Consider the following 20,093-nt stretch of genomic DNA (forward strand, 5'->3'; position numbering starts at 1 on the left):
ACGAATGGATTAGTAACCACTAGACGATTTTTGCTCGCCATGACCTAAAGTGGCTAATAAATTACCTAACAAGCTTGATGCGCCAAAACGGAAGTGACGGGCATCAACCCAGTTGTCACCCATAATGCGGTTAGCTAATGCTAGATATTGAGCAGCTTCTTCAGCGGTACGAACACCACCTGCAGGTTTAAAACCAACTTCTTTGCCAACACCCATATCGTGGATCACTTGGATCATTAACTCAGCGCTTTCCAGTGTTGCATTTACAGGTACTTTACCTGTGGAAGTTTTAATAAAGTCAGCACCCGCTTTGATTGAAATTTCAGAGGCTTTACGGATAAGAGCAGGATCTTTCAGCTCACCCGTTTCAATGATGACTTTCAATAAAGAACCTGCTTCTGCGCAAGCTTCTTTACATGCTTTAACGATATCAAAACCGATTTGCTCGTTACCTGCCATTAATGCACGGTAAGGGAAAACTACGTCAACCTCATCTGCGCCATAAGCTAATGCCGCATTGGTTTCTGCTAATGCGATATCTAAATCATCATTACCATGAGGGAAGTTAGTTACGGTTGCGATACGGATTTCTGGTGTACCCTGTTCGCGTAACACTTTACGTGCTAACGGAATAAAGCGTGGGTAGATACAAATAGCGGCTGTATTGCCTTCTGGGCTTTTAGCCTGATGACATAACGCAGTCACTTTTGCATCAGTGTCATCATCATTTAATGTAGTTAAATCCATCAAAGACAGCGCAAGGCGCGCTGCAGCGGTTAAATCTGTCATAAAACTCTCCAACGATGTTTCTTAAGCCCTTTTGGGCATACGCTTAAGGTTAGCGATTAAATTTGTTGGCGAGCGGACTTGGTTCCTTGAAGATGTTGTTGTAACTAGTGCTACAACGACAGCTGAGCTCCCTCTCACCGCGCTATGCTCACTTCGGCGACCCGTCATTGAGCCTTCGCCATTCCATGAAGTTTCAGCACATCTTATTTGAACACGCTAAGGAACAATTAGATGTGCTTTACGTCACACTAATCAAATGTAACTTGCAAGCAATAACATAAAAACGTGATAGATATCACAATTAGGTCATTTTCTGGTTTAATGTTACTTGAATACCGTTTTTAAGTCGTCTTTATAACGCAAAAAAAGTGTAATACGCATTAAATGACAACCTTTGTGACCATATTCAATACAATCTGCGAAATATCTCACACAATAAAAGTAGTTAACATTACAGCAGAAAACAAACATAAAAGAGCAGATAGGTAAAATACCCATCTGCTCTTTACAACTAAATCAATTAAGCGGCAACAACTGCCATTGCCGTTAATGCAAAGAAGAATCCTGCAATTGTTGCGCTCATTAAGTTAGAGAGTGTACCAGCTAGTACGGCCTTCATTCCTAAACGAGCCACATCTTTACGACGGTTTGGTGCCATTCCACCTAAACCACCTAGCAGTACAGCAACAGAAGAGAGGTTAGCAAAACCACATAATGCAAAGGAGATAATAACCTTCGTTTGGGCAGATAGCACCACTAATCCAGAGCCTGCGACTAATGCATCTTCTTTCAGGTATTTACTAAATTCAGAATAAGCATAGAACTCATTGATAACAATTTTTTGTCCAATAAATGAGCCTGCAATGGTCGCTTCACTCCAAGGTACACCAATCAGGAAGGCAATTGGTGCAAACACCCAACCTAACACTAGTTCTAATGAGAAATTCTCATAACCAAACCAGCCACCAATACCACCAAGGATACCATTAACTAATGCGATCAATGCAACGAAAGCAAGTAACATGGCACCTACGTTTAGGGCAAGCTGTAAGCCTGAAGATGCGCCGGCAGCTGCAGCATCGATAATATTGGCAGGCTTTTCGTCATCCGCCATTTTATCAAGTGCATCTTTTTGATCATCTGGCGTTTCTGTTTCAGGGATCAACAACTTAGCAAAGAGTAAACCACCTGGAGCCGCCATAAAGGATGCGGTGATCAAATACTCCAACGGCACGCCCATGCTAGCATATCCAGCAAGTACTGAACCCGCAACAGAGGCTAAGCCACCACACATAACAGCAAAGAGTTCAGAGGTCGTCATTCTTGCAATATAAGGGCGAACAACAAGTGGCGCTTCTGTTTGTCCAACGAAAATATTTGCCGTGGCAGACATAGATTCAGTTCGTGATGTGCCAAGTACTTTTTGTAAGCCACCACCAAGAATTTTAATGACAATTTGCATAATGCCAAGGTAATACAGCACTGCAATTAGAGAAGAGAAGAACACGATAACAGGCAGTACACGTAAGGCGAATACGAAACCGCCACCACCAAACAACTCGAACATTTTATCTGATACTAGGCCTGCGAATAGGAAACTCATCCCATTATTGCCATAATCAATAACATTTTTAACGGCATCAGAAACCGCAAGAAGTACCTCGCGACCACCGTCAGAATAAAGAACAAATGCACCTAAGCCAATTTGAATAAGGAATGCGCCACCAACTGTACGTAGTCTAATTGCACGTCGATTGCTGGAAAACAGAATGGCTATCAATATTAATGTTACCATTCCGACCAAGCTCATAATGAGTTGCATTGAAGGATCCCTGTTCATATAAAAATTTAATGGATTATCAATAACGCTCTAGTCAGAGCTTATTGACTCTTTTTGCCGGATAATTATACCTAGTCTAAGAAAAGAACCCTCAACATCCATCACAAATAGGATCTGAAAAAAGTAACAAAAAGGTCGTAAATGAGAAGTAGATCACATAAAAAGAGCGGAAAACGCATTTATTGAATAGGTTGAATAAAGAGAAAATATCATATGATTAACAAACCCTGCATCCAATCTTAGACAATAAAGTTAAATAAACACCTTATTCATATAAATACGATTAAATTGAGATGAGTTTTTAATCTTAGGATGAATTAAATTCAATTCAACAACTAGGCATTATCTTTTAACCGAAATAATTGTAGGCTATTAAGATAGAGTTGCTGTGCAATTACCTCAGATGGTTCTTGACGCAACTCACAGAGTTGGGAAAAAACATATTGAATACGTTCAGGCCGATTAGGCTCACCTTGGAAACCACTCACTGGCATATCAGGTGCATCTGTTTCTAGTAATAGCGATTCGAGTGGTAATGAAGCCATTGCTCGACGTGTCTTTTGTGCGCGTTCATAAGTAATCGTGCCACCAACACCAATAAAATAACCTTGCTGAATAAATTTTTCAGCTTGTTGCTGGCTTCCGGCAAAACCATGTACAACCCCTTTACGAGGAACATCATAACGACGTAACAGCGCACTTAACTTATCGTGAGTTTTACGTGAGTGTAAAATAACGGGCAAATCAAACCTAGCCGCCAATTTAAGTTGTGCAATTAAAAAACGTTCCTGCTTTTCTAGTTGAGGATTATCCATATAGTCATCCAGCCCAATTTCCCCTACAGCAACACAACGAGGATCTATTTTTAATTTCTGTTCTAATTCAATGAGATGTTGTTCTGTATGCTCTTCAATATATAAAGGGTGTAATCCTAATGCACTATATAATTGAGGATATTCATTTGATAACTCAGTCACTACATCAAAATTCCAACGAGCAACGGCTGGAATAATGATTTTTTCAACTTGCGCTTGATGTGCTAAAGATAAGCTATCCGCAATATCATTATAAAAAACAGGAAAGTCAAAATGACAGTGAGTATCAATAAATTTATTCATTCCTAAACCTGCCTTACATCAGGGTGAACACTTCTTGTTCCTTGTTGAATAATAGAAGCATCCTCCGCTTTATCCGCCTTTGCTTCTTGCTCAAATAAACTAAAGATTTTTTTATCGTGCTGTTTGAATTTTTTCTTAGAAAAATGCTGGCCTATTGTTGCTAAAAAATAGCGTCCACAGCGCCTACCCACATGATAGTCATGATTTAATGCATTTAAACGACTCCCTAATGCACTCGATTGCAATGTCGTTGGCGGATAGATTTCAATAACAACAACATCTTCTGGAGGCGATTGAATAAATTTAAGTGTTTCGGTATAGGTTTCAATGTGAACTTGAGCCATTGCCATAAAACGTTGCAAACGGCTATTTTCGAACCATTTCCCCATACGATCGACCCACTCTGTTGTATATTGGTATTCAGAAGGGACGGTGCGCACAACAACAATAGTACGACAGCCTCGTCGATAAGCTTCCCTGACAGGAATAGCATCACTTATTCCACCGTCATGATAGACAACATCATGAAATAAAACACCATTACGGTAAAAAGCAGGAATTGCGCTAGATGCTTTGATGATATCAAGCCAAGTTAGCTCATCCGGTTGAAAATAATTTGCTTGGAAATTATCAGAACGACTGGCTACCATATAAAATTCGCGGCCAGTGTCAAAACGCCGTAATGCTGTTGGCATATCAAGAGGCATTTCTTTTGCCGTCATTTCTATATACCAATCTAAATCTAATAAATTACCGCCACGGACAAATCGGATAGGATTAAAAAATTGATTATTAGTTGTATAACGATTAATAATTTTACGCGCATAGCCACGCTGACCACAGGCAAAAGCGGACAAATTTTGTGCACCCGCAGACACCCCAAGCAAAATATCGAAGGGATCGAATTGTGAACGCATAAATTCATCAAGAACACCTGCGGTAAAGATCCCACGTTGACCTCCGCCTTCACAGACTAAAGCCACTTTACCTTGTGGTAGAGATGATTGAAATTCGAGTGCTGTAATATTATTTAATGTGACAGGTATATACTTCCCCATAATGTCTCCTTTATACAACTTAACAAAGGATACCCGCACATTTTTTCGGCGTCATTCTTTTTACGTATTCATACAAATAAAATTTGTGATTTTCTTATTTTTAACCCGTTAAAGTAACGTATCTTAATTTAAGATCGAATATTTACTGAAGAATCAACGCTTTTTACGCCCTCTACTTTTTCAATAATTTGCATAATTTGCGCTTCTTGTTCTTTATTCTTCACAAAGCCAGTCATAAATACATGACCAAATTCTGTACGAATAGAAAGCGATTCACTATCAATACTTTCGATCGGTAATAATGTATTTTTAATTTTTGTAGAAATAGCCGTATCACTGATAGCGTAGCCTGTATTATTCGTTCCACTATTAATTTCGCTATACCATGATGTTTCAGCTGATGCTCCCATACTAATAAAAGCAAGCCCCATGGACATGAATAATGCTAATTTAAACGTTTTATATTGTTTCATTGCTCTCCCCTTAATCACAATAATTGAGTTAGGAAATATGTGTGTTTTAATATCTTTATTTTTATGAAGTACTACAAAATTTTAACAATCTAAGCTATTACACTAATAAGCTATTTGAGTTAAATAAAGCAAAAAATAGCAAATAAAGACTAATCCTAGTAATTTTATTCTAATAATAACAAATAAAACTATAAAAAATTTTACATATGTTTATAAATAAGTGTAAAAACGGGCATCATGTTAACAGAAAAAAAAAAGAGTAATTCCAAGTTAAGAAGGGCTTTTAGGCAGGATATTCAGGGTATATAAAACGAATTTGATAAAGAAATAGAGTATTTCACAGAGCATTATTGTTAATTAATACGCGATGACACGAAGAAACAAAAAAGCCACATTAAAAAATGCGGCCTTTTCATTAAGTTAAATACTCTAAATAATTCAAGATGTAGCTAGGCTACAAGTAAATGAGTCGCTAGGAGCATACATCAGTATGTGACTAGTGCGAATGAACGCAGTCAACAACGCTACACCCTGAAGTATGACTATACTCTTACTCTAAAGAGTTCAAGGTATGACAGCACTCTTACTCTAAATAATTCAAGATGTAGCTAGGCGACAAGCGAATGAGTCGCTAGGAGCATACATCAGTATGTGACTAGTGCGAATGAACGCAGTCAACAACGCTACACCTTGAAGTATGACGAGTATATTAGTGTTCTCGAGTCTGATGAAATTCAACATCAGGATAACGCTCACGCGTTAAGTTCAAGTTAACCATCGTTGGTGCGATATACGTTAAGTTATCACCACCATCTAGTGCCAAGTTTTGTTCATTTTTACGTTTAAATTCTTCGAGTTTTTTCTCGTTATCACACTCAACCCAGCGTGCCGTTGAAACGTTAACGGATTCATAAATCGCTTCTACGTTATATTCACTCTTAAGTCTTGCAACAACCACATCAAACTGAAGTACACCGACAGCACCGACGATTAAATCGTTATTCGCCAATGGCCTAAAGACTTGTACGGCACCTTCTTCTGATAACTGTACCAATCCTTTAAGTAGCTGTTTCTGTTTTAACGGATCACGTAGACGAATACGGCGGAATAACTCTGGCGCAAAGTTCGGAATACCCGTAAATTTCAGAATTTCACCTTGAGTAAAAGTATCACCAATTTGAATGGTACCGTGGTTATGAAGACCAATAATATCCCCAGGGTAAGCATGTTCAACATGAGAACGGTCGCCCGCCATAAAGGTTAGTGCATCTGAAATCACTACATCTTTTTTGATTCGGACTTGATGTAATTTCATACCTTTATCATACATACCAGATACAACACGTAAAAAGGCTACACGGTCGCGGTGTTTAGGATCCATATTTGCTTGGATCTTAAAAACAAAGCCGGTGAACGTTTCTTCATTAGCTGTAACTTGGCGCATATCTGTTTGGCGAGGCATTGGTGCTGGCGCCCATTTTACAAGGCCATCGAGCATATGGTTAACACCAAAATTACCTAATGCTGTACCAAAGAACACTGGAGTTAATTCACCTGCTAAAAAGGCTTCATGATCAAACTCATGAGATGCACCTAATACTAACTCTAATTCGTCACGTAATTGGCTTGCTAAATCATCACCTATCGCCTCATCAAGCTCTGGGTTATCTAATCCTTTGATAACGCGAGAATCTTGGATAGTGTGACCTTGACCTGTTTGATAAAGATAAGTTTCATCTTTCAGAATGTGATAAACCCCTTTAAAGAGCTTTCCACAACCAATAGGCCAAGTAACAGGACTGCAGGCAATTTTCAGCTCAGTTTCAACTTCGTCCATGACTTCCATTGGATCACGAATATCACGGTCGAGTTTATTCATAAAAGTCAGAATTGGCGTGTCACGTAAACGTGTTACTTCCATTAACTTACGTGTACGATCTTCGACCCCTTTAGAGGAGTCTATTACCATTAAACAGCAGTCAACAGCTGTTAAAGTACGATAAGTATCTTCAGAGAAGTCTTCGTGCCCTGGGGTATCGAGTAAGTTAACTAGACAATCCGCATAAGGGAATTGCATAACTGATGTTGTAATAGAAATACCACGTTGTTTTTCCATTTCCATCCAGTCAGATTTTGCATGCTGATTTGAACCACGCCCTTTTACGGTTCCTGCGCGTTGAATAGCTTGTCCGAACAACAACACTTTTTCAGTGATGGTTGTTTTACCCGCATCGGGGTGAGAAATAATGGCAAAAGTTCTACGACGAGCAACTTCTTGCTGAAAAATAGGATTAGACATCAATGGTGATCTTCTAGTTGATAGACGAGTGAATGCAAAGCACTGATATATTTATATAACTAATAATTAAAGTGACTATAAAGACATTCAACCCGCAAGTTAATCTTAATTGGCGCTTATTTTCGCCTATCTTGTCTGTATAAACAATCAATGGTTACTATTTTATCTGCTTGAGGGAGTGATGCCTAGTATTTGAAAAAATTAATCGTAGCTATTTACACCATAGAGACGAAAATCTATCTCAGACCTTGTATGACCAACACATTATTTTCATTGATACTCAAAAAGAGTAGCTATTTGCTAAAAAAATTTACAAGTTTCATTTATGGCCTACCATAATACGAAGATTAAGCCTATTTATTTTCGGTTAAAATCGGGATTGAATATAATATTTAAAATAATATGCACATTTATTTTAAATTTAATTCGTTATATTTAGAGACTAGTCACTTTATTAAAAAAAAACCAAATACTCGATTTATTTATTTTATATATCATTCACTATTTTAACACCGTTATAATCACATTAACTTTACAATAAAAGTATGACTAAAGTGAAATTAGCTTAATTAATTTCCATTAAGTAAAAATAAAGATAAATTTTAAATAAAATTAATAAAAAACAAACCTCAACCACTCTATATAAAATAAAAAAAAACGCCCAAAATAAGGCGCTTTAAATTTAACTTAAATAAATATTTAGTTAGAAGGAAATAGGATAGGCCATGATAATCGCATCTTCATTTCCCGTTTTTGTTGGGTAATAGTTTTTGCGTTTCGAAACGAAATTAAATCCTATAGATTCATAGAGATTGAACGCTTTTTCATTAGATTCTCGCACCTCTAACCACAAGGTGATGATATTTTTTTTCTCAAGTTTTTCAATTAGTTCTAATAAAAGTGCCTTACCATAACCTTTTCCCTGATAATCAGGATGGATTGCGATATTAAAAAGTGTTGCCTCATCTAATATTAATTGCGTAATTGCAAAACCTACAATAATATTATCAATGCAAATTTTCAGATTAAAATAATGACTTCCTTGGTTACTATAAAATGTTTCTTCACTCCAAGGGAATGAATGACTTAATTTTTCTATTTGCCATGCTAAAGGTAAATCAGCAGGGTTTAAGGGGGAAATGGTCTTCATATTGATAGATTTGTTTCCAAAGATCGCGTTTTGCATCGGCATCAATATATAATTGATGCAATGAAGGGCTTCTCAAAGAAGTATATTCAGAGGGAAGAATGAGATCAGTGCCTAATAACCAGCAGGGAAGATCAAATGATTCTGTGAGCATGCTCACATCATCTGTTGTAATACAATAGATTTCGTTTTTATCTATCCCCATGGCGCTAAAAATATCAGAGAAAAGCCCGTTATTTAGATCAACGGTATCATCAGTAATGATAAGTAAACGTGTTGTACCCGGAAATTGAACAGAATGCTCGCCTTTTAACACAGCAGGCTTACGAAGTACCCACTGACGAATTCCTAGTTGGGATAACATTCTGTCTTTACGGCTCATTATGCTTACCTATCAAGTGTAGAACAACGGTACATAGTATCAGAGGGCATAAACTACGCCAATAAATAGCGTCGGTTTCTTTATATCTGATATCATGCGTCTCATGTTTTTTAAGGAGTAATAATCATAATGTCCTCACTGTCCCCTGCTAGCGAAGTTATTCTTCGTCACCTAGATCATTTCGCAGACAGGCATGTACTTATTGCAGGTGATCTTCAAGATACTTTCGCATCACAGATCCAGGCGAAAAGTGTCAGAGCATATACAAACCAATATCACCAATGGTTACCATTACTAAAATCAATGGGTGATAACGCACTCTTCGGTTTAGTTGCAGATCAATCCTTTGTAAAATATTGCAATACCTTGATCTATTTTTGGCCTAAAAATAAAAACGAAGCCACTTTCCAACTACGTAGCCTTTGCTCTAATTTACAAGTGGGTACTGAAATCTTTATCGTTGGTGAAAACCGTAGCGGTGTTAAAAGTGCAACCGAACTAATGAACGGTATCGCTAAACTTAAAAAAATAGATTCAGCACGCCGTTGTAGCTTATTTTTTGGTACACAAACATATCAAACACTGTTTGACCGTAATAACTGGTGGCAAACTTATCGCCATGACGATTTAACCGTAATGACATTACCTGGTGTCTTTAGCCAAAACGCATTAGATGAAGGTAGCCGTTTATTACTTTCAACTTTTAATGATGCAATGGTTGGCGATTTACTGGATATGGCATGTGGCTGTGGTGTTCTTGCTACAGTATTAGGCAAGAAAAACCCAATGCTGAAACTCACCTTATGTGACGTAAATGCAGCTGCAATTTCTTCCAGTATTGCGACATTAAATGTGAATGAATTAGAAGGTCGAGTAATTGCGAGTAATGTCTATTCTGCCGTTGAAGAAACTTATGATTGGATAATCTCAAATCCACCTTTCCATGATGGTTTAGGTACAAGCTATGAAGCCGCTGAAGATATTATTCGCCTTGCACCAAATTACCTGAAAAAAGGCGGTAAATTACGCATTGTAGCGAATTCCTTTATCCCTTATCCAGACATATTGGATCATGTATTTGGCTCTCATGAAGTGCTTGCATCAACAGGTAAATTTAAAGTTTACCAAGCCACGAAAAAAGATTAATCACAAGCCCTGTTGAAAAGCAGGGCTTTGTTTTTGGAGCTAATTTTAATTGATAATTCAAGGTGTTAGCATTCTTACGGACGTGGGGGTTCAAGTCCCTCTCTTCGCACCACTCAATTAACCTTTCTTTTCCTTATGATAATCCCCTGTTAACAATCCTTTTATTGCTCTCTATTCATTAGCCATAATATGTGACTAACAATGTCATTAAGCTATAAGTCAACACAACACCCGCAGGGATCATCACCCACATCTGTAATTTCTTATGGAATAACATCAATGTTGATAGCAACATTGAAACAACTAAAACTAACGTAAATGCAGATGTTCCAGCAATAGAATGCATAATAACTGTGAGTAAAGAAGAAACAGCTAACATTTCCCATAAACTGATACGAGATGTCCAAGAAGCGATTGGAGATAAGCGTGTTGATTTAGCCATAATAACTCACCATTAATGATAATGATTTTCATTATTATATATAACACCAATGCTAAATCAACTTATATAAAGAAAAAAACCTCTCTATATCCTTAATTTTTAAAGGGTTAAAGCATTTTCTAAAATATAAAAAACGCCTTCTCATTCTCACGAAAAGGCGTTTGATTTTATTATGTTATCAATAAACGAAATTATGCGTTATTTGGTTTTATAAAATAAAAGACCAAATGAATATCTTCTGGCTCTCTTTCATAAAGTTCAGGATCAGGAATATCAATTAAGCGACACCCTAAATGCTGATAAAAATTCACACTATTTTCAGAAGGTGTTGATGAGATATATAATCCATCCGCACCGTTTTCCTTCGCATATTTCACACAATAGTCAAAGAGTATTCGTGCTAAACCTTGCCCGCGTTGCTGGTGACTAACATGTAAAAAAGAGAGTTGAAGTAGACTACCATTCTTACCGCGCTTTTTCGGATCAACACTTGCCGCTGCGACCAATTGATCATGTTCGAAAACGCCCCAAAAAGGCGCTCCTCGATCAAAGCTTTCAAGTAAAACTGGGGTGTAATGTTCGGCCTCACCTTCTGGCCAACCTTTCATATCAAAGCGCTGCTCTGATAAAAGCAACTTTCCTTCTTTCAATACATATAGCTTTTCAATAAGCTCAGTTCTATCGATTTCCCAAACTTGTGGAATTTCATTTCGTGTTAATTGACGAATAACATTTTTCATTATTAAAGATTAACCTGTTCTGATGATGATTCACTTCGTTCTAGTGCGTGGTAAGCCACTGCACAGAATAAGGAATTCAACCGTTTCATATCACCAAGCAAACTGGTATGCAGAGAACTGGTTTCAATGCTTTGCATATTATGCAAATGAAGACGTTCTACATGTGCAAACGAGTAACGTTGGTTGAGTAAACGGAAACGATGTTTTGCTCGACGTAACTTACGAGCATGTTCCATGTTGCCGGAAACAAATACCGACATCGCCAGATTCAGATTACTTTGCAGACGCTCAAGGAGTGTCTGTAATTCACGACGCCCTTCCTCCGATAAAAATAAGTGATGGTTTAAACCTTTACTCACCACTTCAACTGACATACGCGCAATAATAGCGGATGATTGTTGTAAATTCATCGCTGTATCAATAATTTCTGCCCAACGACGAGAATCTTCAGTTCCCAGATCATGCTGTTGAATTTGTGCCATGTACAATTTAATACTGCTATGGAGTAATTCAACCTCTTCTTCTAACTGACTAATTTCCCTTTTCTGCTGACGATCACCTTCCATTAATGCAGTAAAACGTTGCAACATTTGTTCTACAACATCACCTAATCGTAGTGATTCTCTAACCGCATTAGCGATAGCTAGAGATGGAGTATCAATAGCAGATTGATCCAAATAACGAGGTGCAACTTCAGATCCTGTGGCTGGTAATTCAGGAATAAGTCGCTGACATAATTTTGCCATTATACCGACAAAAGGGATCATCAATACACAGCGTGCAAGATTATAGATAACATGAAAATAGATAACGACTTCTGCTGGAGAGAAACCGTATTGCTGAATTTTATCCGCAATTAAGGTTATCCAAGGTAAAACCAGAAACGCACCAATCAATTTAAAAAATAGGCTTCCTAATACAACTTGGCGAGAAACAACATTTTGTCCGCGGCTACTCATTAATGCTAGCAAACCACTACCAATATTAGAACCAATCACAATGCATAAGCTGATATACAAAGGCATTAACCCTGTTGCACTTAATGTCGCAGTTAATAATACAGCAGCAAGGCTTGAATAACTCACCATGGCAAACAAAGCACCCACTAAGAGTGCTAAAACAGTGTCTCCACTTAATGATGTAAAAATAGCTTGTACAGCGCTCGCATGGGTAATTGGCTCTGCAGATGTCACGATAAGTTGCAAAGCGAGAATAATTAAACCAAGGCCAATTCCTACACGCCCAAGTTGCCCAACACGCTCTTTTTTACGACTTAAAAAAGTAATTACACCAATAAGAATAAGAAGTGGAGATAACCAAGAGAGATCAAACGTCAGCACTCGCGCCATAAGTGCAGTACCTACATCTGCACCTAACATAATAACAAGTGCAGGTGTAATCGAAATAAGCCCTTGCGTCACAAAAGAGATAACTAAAAGCGCCGTCGCATTACTGCTTTGAACTAATGCCGTTACCCCCACCCCTGCAAGGAAGGCGTTGGATTTTTTATTAATACTCTTACCTAAGATCCGACGCAAATCAGAGCCAAAGACGCGCATTATCCCTGTACGAACAATATGTGTTCCCCAGACAAGAAGAGCGACTGATGAGAGTAAATGAAGCAGTGTCAGCATAGAAATAATAACCTTATTTTTATCGTTGTTTGTTTGACTCTGTTCTCCTTCAATCTCATAAAAAGAGAAAGACCATGAGCAGATAACATATCTGAGAAAAGATTTTTTATTGGTAATGCCTAAATAACGTAGAGAGTTATTAGACAAAAAGATATTGCAACTTAAGTGCAATAATCAATGAAGAAATTGAGAATATTACATGGATTTATTTGTAAATTCTGTTGATTATAACAGAAAATGTGTAACTTTCAAAATCAGACTGTAAATAACCCATTGATTTATTATCATTTTATTTCTTTATTTATTTTTAATAAAAAAACGCGACTAGAGGGTATCTCTCTAAGTCGCGTAAAAATACAACAATTTAGTAAGGCAATTCGACTACAAGTTCAGACAGACTATAGAATTAACGTAAATTTATTTCAGGCCCATTGCATCGCGCATTGTAAAGAACAAGTCTGTTTGGTCAGTTAATCCAACCACATTAGCCGCATGCGGACCATAAGCAGCAACACGTAACTGAGCCCCTGTATGCTCTTGAGACTCTTCTTCTGAGTTACCGTAATTCACCACCATAACCGCACCGTCTTTGGTGATAAGTGCTTGTGTTAACCCACTTGATTTCACATCAGCTTCAATAATCTGGCTTGAATGGGCATGGTCAGCGGTAACAATAATCAGCGTATCACCATTTTGTTTAGCAAAATCCAAACCGATTTGTACAGCTTCATCTAACGCAACGGTTTCACCAATTTGTCCGCAAGGATTAGCATTATGATCTTGCTTATCAATAGAGGCACTTTCGACTTGTAAGAAGAAGCCATTTTCATTGGTTTTCAATACATCGATGGCTTTTTTAGTCATTTGTGCCAATGTTGGCGCATTAGGATCGAGTTTAGAGTTAGGTTTGCACTCTAATGGCGGATTATTGATATTGCCATGATAAACGGCTTTAGGGCCTTCCCACGCAACGTCCATATTACCTTCATGGAATAAACCTAATACCGGTTTATCCTGATTTGCCAAGGTAATTGCGTCTAACGATTTTGCATCTTTGACGATTTGATAACCGCGCTCAATCGCTTGTTGTTCTAACGTTTTACCTTTGTATTCGCCTACAGCTGCAGTTTGAGCAAAACTTTTTGCACCACCCCCTAATGTGATATCCGCGCGAGTGACTAACAACTGCTCAGAGATGGAACCTTTACCGCCATTTTCTAATGCATTAGTTGAACATTTTTCTAAGGTTTCAACAGGGCCATAGCATTTACGCCCAGTGACATGAGAAAATAGTGCGGCAGGTGTCGCATCTTGAATTTCAGATGTAGTCACGTTTCCCGTAGCCTTTCCATTGGCTTTTGCTAATTCTAAAATGGTTTGGTGATCCTTACCAAATACATCAATCCCTAATGCACCATTATACGTTTTCACACCAGAAGCCCATGCTGTTGCTGAAGCTGCCGAATCTGTTACATAGTTAGGTTTTTGCGTTTTTCTGTCTAATGAATAGTGTGTATATTGACCTGTCATTGGTAACGCATCAATACCTTTAAAAAAGCCACCCGCACCTTCAGCGTAGTTACGTGCAACAGTGATTTCAGAATCCCCCATACCATCACCAATAAAGAGGATCACATTTTTCGCTTGGTTATTATTTAAAGCGGCTTTTAATGCCTCAGTTTGATCTTGAGTCATACGGCGAGCACCGCCAAATTCCGTGATATTACCTTTTGCTGCACGATCTTGTGCCAAAATTGCATCAGCAGCAACGGGAGCTGCAAAAGAAGAAAAACTCGCACCAGCCAATAGCGTTGTTACAATAACGGATAAAATAGAACGTTGGTAACGATGAGACATAGCTTTTTCCTTGCACTCTAAAATAAAAAACAGGGTTAATGTTTTAAGTCAGAAAAAGCTTACGGCAGTTAAATGACAAAGAAATGAAGAGTAAAAGCGATTTTGATGACAGCTTTATGACAAATTGGTGACAAGAATGAAGCTTATACAATGCATTCTCGTGTATAAGCTTCTCTTATATTAAGATCTGATCCTAAAATATTAATTTTCTTGTGTTAATGCTTTTGCACCCAAATACAGTGTTTCACACCAAGAAATATAATCATGCCCACTGGCCATTTCGAGTGATTGAACAGGATAGCCTTTTTGTTCTAAAACCTGTTTCAAGTGGCGATTATTATTTAAAATCCCGCCTTTATCTCCACGGCTTTCAAACAGTCCTGCTTCTAAGAAAAACTGTAATGGTTTTTTATCCGCTTGCTCAAATTGTCGGATTAGCCATTCAGGCTCTTCATTTTCAGGTGCCCACCAATAAGAGCCAGACATACTCAACACTTTACCAAAGCGATCAGGACGATTAAATGCGACCCATGAAGACGCTAACCCACCATAACTTGAGCCTGATACAATCGTTTCTTCTCCTGATATGTGAATACCTTTTTCTTTTTCTAGCCAAACAAATAATTCATCTGCCAAGAAACGGTAAAAGTCAGGATTTGGGGGTAATTCAACACTACGGCGATCACTATCAATACTATCAACAAATAGGATCATCATAGGTGACAATTTTCCTTCTTCGATCTGTTTATCAAAAAACTTATCAATGCCATATTGACGACGATAAGTTTGACCATCAAATAATACGAGGATCCGTGGTGTTTCCATTTTTTTGGCTGGCAGGTAAAGTGCAATTTCACGATCATTATTTAAGATCTCACTGTGAAAGCGAACAATCTCTGTCTTGCCTTTCATTGCTCTATCAAGAATATCAGGCAATTGGCATTCACGTTTACTGTCTAACGACAATAAAGAAAAGTGATTATAGATATCCTCAGATTGACTTGGTGAATTTTGGGAATTAAATGGATCGGCTTGTGCCGTGGTTAAAATCGCGCGACGTTGTTCAAAAGGCTCTGAATTTTCAATAATAGGGACATCAGGCGCTAATTTATATTGCATTAATGTGTCGTTAGGCACGATATAACTACGATACCAAATATCACTATTCGCTAAATGCGTTAACGGATCATGATTACCATCAGGTGATCCCAATAAATAAACATTCTTTTTGGCACCTTGCCATAGAAAAGTGACTCTCTTTTTATCATTATCATAAGGCTCGATCAGAGGAGCCCCTTCTCGGCGTATTTGTTGCCAAAATGCCTGAATATTTTTTTGATCAAGTTGTTTAGCGAGCGTTTGTAAACGGGGGCTAGTTGGTGCAATACCAGCATCTTTATCTAAAGGTTGATAAGGTTGTGTTGTTAGCATAAATTGCCACTGTTTTTTAGCTTCACCTTGTGCAACTAATTGATAATTAGCGGTTTCAGGTAATAAAAAACGCACCTTCTGCTGCCCATCAGCAGGAATATCTTTTAATAAACTACGAATATGAGTGCCATCTTGTTTCTCTAACCGCAGGTTTTGTATCCCTTTTACGTTTAATTCAACATAACGTTGGCTTTCTAAATGAGCAACAAAACATAACATATTGTTGTTATCAAACTGGCCTGTCATTTCTTTATTTTCGGTCACTGTTAAGCAATTAGCGAAGCTGGGGAAAGAGGCCATCAACGCACATATCATCAGAGGAATTCTCACTTTATTATTCTCGTTATGAACTATTGTGATAGACAATAGTAATGATAATTGTTATCAATTCAATTAAATAATTCAAATAAAGATACAAAATATAATCATCAATCACACTACTGAATAATTTTCTTTTTTCTATTGCACATTCACTAAACTAAATAATAACAAAGGATGTTTTTAAGCACACTTTTAGAAGGGGGGGATTATGATAAAAACACATTTTATACGTGTATTTTCCATCAGTTACATTGTGTTAATTATGTTTTTTTGACGGGATGTTTTACCTCTGAACTATGGAAAAACAATCCTTCTAAAGTAAGTGAAGACGTTAAATATGAAGTGGATTCAGACACCATTTATGTATCATTTTAATATAACGATTTTGAATTAGAACGAGACACCCTATTTAAACGTACACCAAAATATATTGATATCCCTAAATCGGGTATTGGTTTAGTCGGTGAAAAATATATTTATCTTGTGTTAGATGGAGGATCTAATCTAGAACAAATGAATGATGTTATTCAAAAAGTTCCATTGATAAAATTTAAAAGCATAAGTTGTTAGCTTACGGCAAATAGAAACCCAATTTAGAAGTTTATTCATATCATTAGGTTTCTATTCTAGCTTAATTAAATTAACGCTCTTCTAATGGATAGCTACGGAAGCTCCATAAACCTAATGCTTTTAAGCCATCACGATAGATACCTTGTATATCTGATTTGCTCGCCTTTTGTAATTCAGCTAATGGCTTATCAGGTGCAACAACCGTTAAGTAAGTAATATCACTTGGACCACTTTGCCAGCTTGCAAGCGTGAAAATCGCATCTGCACGACGGACATGGCTACCAGAACTAATAATCACTGCGGTTTTAATACGATGTTTGGTTAATGCATAACGGCTAAATAATGCATTCTCGACCGTTGTACGGGCATAGTTTTCTTGGAAAATACGCTCTGGTGCAATACCGTTTTTCACCAGCCAATCCGCCATTAATTTACCTTCCGTTTGATGTGCTTTTGGCACGCCACCCGTAACGACAATCATGGCATCAGGTAATTGTTTAGCCACTTCTAAGGTTTTATTTAAGCGTTCAATTAAAATCTTATTCATTGTGCCATCGGGATTTAATGCATAACCCAATGTCACTATCGCATTGTTATCTTTGGTTTTATTCAGTTTTGCTAAATCCGCCGAAGTTAATTTATCACTTAACGGCATTTTACTGACACGATCAATCTCTGCAAAAAAACGGCTAATCTCTTCAGCTTTAGCTGGATTTAATGACTTCAATTTATTGAAATACGCTTCACTTTCTTTGTCTTTACCTTCAAAACGAGCCCATGAAGTGACATAAATTAGCGCATCAATATCATCAGGAGCCGCTTCTAAAATCTGTTTATAAATAGTAATCGCGCGAGGAACATCATTGTTATAGATATAAGCACTCGCGGTGCTAAATAATAAATCGAGGCGGTAAGGTTCTAATTTATAAGCTTGTTGCAGTTTTTGCGCCACTATTTCCATATTTGATGGCAGTTTTCCCGTAAACCCTGCATCTGACACTCGTGCTGGTGATTTAAAGGCATCTAACGCATCTTGGATCAAGCTATCAACTGTTTGACGCTGAGAAACATATTGCTGATAACTATTATCTGGCTGATGAACTTTTTGGTAAGCCAATGCAGTTGATGAGACGGTAAAACCTAAAGCAGCAATCGCTAACGAAATGACCGTTTTCTTAATACGATGTGAAACACGGGAAGGTTGCGCCATTATCTTGTCCTTTTATGAAAAATAGTCTGCTTCTTCATCTGAGCGAATGAAGATAAAGTGTGTGACTCCTCACACCTAATGGCAAAAGAAATACACACCGATAAATCTATACCTGATATCTATCATAAAGATCCCTGAATTAATTTTCAGTAACCTTTTTCACCTTATTGAAAAAAATAGCATTATTGCGTAGATAGCTTATTTGACAGATTTTTTTATATATTTTTATCTTTTGGTAAGTGATTTTGTTCTGATAGTGCATCAGTGGCAAAGAATAATAAATAAAAGGAATTTACTTCGAGAGGTAAGTGTTGAGTTTTGAGATCAGTGATTATTTTTATTCTTAAATATAAAACGCCCCTTAAGGCGTTTTATATTTATGTATTCACTCAATATGCTTTGATTGCATCATCAATAATTCTCTGACTAATTCAACGCAACTTAAGAAGCGCTCATCATAATCAGGTGAGTTAACTTTGATATACTCAATATTGTTTTTATCTAGCATTTCCATCAGTAAAGTTTGGAAGAGTCGACGATCTTTATCACTGCCTAAACTGCGTAAACCATCCGCTACCCATGGCGTGTTATTTTCTAAAACAATCACTAAATCAAAACGGTACTCATCAATAAGTGCCTGTACGAAAGGGTGTTCTTTACCTTCATAACGTAAGCAAAATGCTTGGGTAGTGACAAAATCCGTATCAATAAAAGCTACCTTGTTGGCATATTTAACAGCAAAATCAATATATTGAGCATGTCCCAATGCAATTTTATCGTAGTCCGAATATTGTAGTGCCATCTCGTCTCCACCTAAATGAGAGAAAACATAATCGCGACCATACTCCCATGCACTGGTTGTATTGAAAATATTGGCAAGCTTATTGACTAATGTTGATTTACCGCTAGATTCACCGCCTAAAATAGCCACAGTGCGCACAAAGAAGGGTTTAACTTCTGTTGGAATATATTCCCAATATTTAAAAGGTGCTTGGCGAATTTGACTGCCACTGATATTCATAAATGAGCGTTCTGGATCAATCAATACCGTTTCAATCCCTAAGAAAGCATTATATTGATCCGCATCATCACGTTCACTGGTATAGATAAAATCAGGTGCAATTTGTTTTTCACGCAAAAAAGTTTTTATTCCTTCACTCCACATTTCCCAGCCATGAGGTTGTGGCTCAATACCATGTTCATCAAACTCATGAATACGAATATTTTTTTGATATTTAAAAGTTTGTAATAACCAGCGTAATCTGTCACTGACAGTCGGTTGCTGTGACATCGCACTGTTAATAAATAGATTTTTATCGCGAGGTTCGTCATGACAGAGGATCACGTGTAGTTCATCAACTTGGCTACAAGCACGTTGAATTAAATAAATATGCCCTGTATGAAGAGGATAGAACTTACCAAAAATCACACCAATTGTTTTCTTTTTAACGGGATATTCTAACCCCAAGAATTGGTGTAATGCCGACATTTTTTGCGCACTGGGACTCTTGATTTTATTATTAATCAATTGGCTAAGATAGCCTTTTGTCATATCACTTTCATCAGCAACGTGTTGTAAAGTATATCCATTTTTTCTGATAGCCTGTTTGATATAATCAAAAGGTCCCATAATTAG

The 20,093-nt window shown here is 37.4% G+C and carries 16 protein-coding genes; 1 reads left to right on the forward strand and 15 read right to left on the reverse strand.

What is annotated here, in order from left to right; genetic code table 11:
• Positions 1-9 precede the first annotated feature (9 nt).
• The 8 genes from deoC to JEP40_RS02855 all read right to left on the reverse strand — a co-directional run bounded on the left by deoC (position 10) and on the right by JEP40_RS02855 (position 9,106).
• Complete coding sequence (deoC, locus tag JEP40_RS02820) at positions 10-789, reverse strand: deoxyribose-phosphate aldolase (RefSeq protein ID WP_198622372.1); 780 nt, start codon at positions 787-789, stop codon at positions 10-12.
• Positions 790-1,309: 520 nt separating this feature from the next.
• Positions 1,310-2,611 (reverse strand): NupC/NupG family nucleoside CNT transporter, encoded by a 1,302-nt coding sequence (locus JEP40_RS02825; RefSeq protein WP_198622373.1) that lies wholly within the window; start codon positions 2,609-2,611, stop codon positions 1,310-1,312.
• A gap of 353 nt (positions 2,612-2,964) precedes the next feature.
• Entirely contained in the window at positions 2,965-3,747 is a 783-nt protein-coding gene (locus JEP40_RS02830) for a TatD family hydrolase (protein WP_198622374.1), read from the reverse strand.
• Positions 3,748-3,749: 2 nt separating this feature from the next.
• On the reverse strand, positions 3,750-4,805 hold the full coding sequence (locus JEP40_RS02835) for a patatin-like phospholipase family protein (RefSeq protein WP_198622375.1): 1,056 nt from the start codon (positions 4,803-4,805) through the stop codon (positions 3,750-3,752).
• Positions 4,806-4,933: 128 nt separating this feature from the next.
• Positions 4,934-5,278, reverse strand: a complete 345-nt coding sequence (locus tag JEP40_RS02840) for a BON domain-containing protein (RefSeq protein WP_198622376.1) — start codon at positions 5,276-5,278, stop codon at positions 4,934-4,936.
• Between the two features lie 709 nt (positions 5,279-5,987).
• A complete protein-coding gene (gene prfC, locus JEP40_RS02845; protein ID WP_072069007.1) occupies positions 5,988-7,577 on the reverse strand; it encodes a peptide chain release factor 3 in 1,590 nt (529 codons plus the stop codon).
• Between the two features lie 703 nt (positions 7,578-8,280).
• The gene (gene rimI / locus JEP40_RS02850; protein WP_198622377.1) at positions 8,281-8,727 is read right to left on the reverse strand and encodes a ribosomal protein S18-alanine N-acetyltransferase; all 447 of its coding nucleotides are present in this window, start codon (positions 8,725-8,727) and stop codon (positions 8,281-8,283) included.
• Positions 8,696-9,106, reverse strand: coding sequence for a DNA polymerase III subunit psi (locus tag JEP40_RS02855; RefSeq protein ID WP_198622378.1), 411 nt, complete (start codon positions 9,104-9,106; stop codon positions 8,696-8,698). The genes rimI and JEP40_RS02855 overlap by 32 nt, the downstream gene beginning before the upstream one ends.
• Positions 9,107-9,235: 129 nt before the next feature.
• Here JEP40_RS02855 and rsmC point away from each other — a divergent pair, with 129 nt between their 5' ends.
• The gene (gene rsmC, locus JEP40_RS02860; protein ID WP_198622379.1) at positions 9,236-10,252 is read left to right on the forward strand and encodes a 16S rRNA (guanine(1207)-N(2))-methyltransferase RsmC; all 1,017 of its coding nucleotides are present in this window, start codon (positions 9,236-9,238) and stop codon (positions 10,250-10,252) included.
• A gap of 178 nt (positions 10,253-10,430) precedes the next feature.
• On the opposite strand, the gene JEP40_RS02865 is transcribed toward rsmC, so the two are convergent.
• The 7 genes from JEP40_RS02865 to nadR all read right to left on the reverse strand — a co-directional run bounded on the left by JEP40_RS02865 (position 10,431) and on the right by nadR (position 20,087).
• Positions 10,431-10,694: a DUF1435 family protein gene (locus tag JEP40_RS02865; protein WP_198622380.1), complete on the reverse strand. Its 264-nt coding sequence runs from the start codon at positions 10,692-10,694 to the stop codon at positions 10,431-10,433.
• A 191-nt stretch (positions 10,695-10,885) separates the two neighbouring features.
• A complete protein-coding gene (locus JEP40_RS02870) occupies positions 10,886-11,434 on the reverse strand; it encodes a GNAT family N-acetyltransferase (protein ID WP_198622381.1) in 549 nt (182 codons plus the stop codon).
• 2 nt (positions 11,435-11,436) lie between these two features.
• Positions 11,437-13,068, reverse strand: a complete 1,632-nt coding sequence (locus JEP40_RS02875) for a Na/Pi cotransporter family protein (RefSeq protein WP_198622382.1) — start codon at positions 13,066-13,068, stop codon at positions 11,437-11,439.
• 417 nt (positions 13,069-13,485) lie between these two features.
• A complete protein-coding gene (gene phoA / locus JEP40_RS02880) occupies positions 13,486-14,925 on the reverse strand; it encodes an alkaline phosphatase (protein ID WP_198622383.1) in 1,440 nt (479 codons plus the stop codon).
• A gap of 201 nt (positions 14,926-15,126) precedes the next feature.
• A complete protein-coding gene (locus JEP40_RS02885) occupies positions 15,127-16,656 on the reverse strand; it encodes an alpha/beta hydrolase-fold protein (protein WP_232799137.1) in 1,530 nt (509 codons plus the stop codon).
• A 661-nt stretch (positions 16,657-17,317) separates the two neighbouring features.
• Positions 17,318-18,457, reverse strand: coding sequence for an ElyC/SanA/YdcF family protein (locus JEP40_RS02890; protein WP_198622384.1), 1,140 nt, complete (start codon positions 18,455-18,457; stop codon positions 17,318-17,320).
• A gap of 385 nt (positions 18,458-18,842) precedes the next feature.
• Positions 18,843-20,087, reverse strand: a complete 1,245-nt coding sequence (gene nadR / locus JEP40_RS02895; RefSeq protein ID WP_198622385.1) for a multifunctional transcriptional regulator/nicotinamide-nucleotide adenylyltransferase/ribosylnicotinamide kinase NadR — start codon at positions 20,085-20,087, stop codon at positions 18,843-18,845.
• Positions 20,088-20,093 lie beyond the last annotated feature (6 nt).

Source organism: Proteus vulgaris, assembly GCF_016239305.1.
Classification (GTDB): domain Bacteria; phylum Pseudomonadota; class Gammaproteobacteria; order Enterobacterales; family Enterobacteriaceae; genus Proteus; species Proteus vulgaris_C.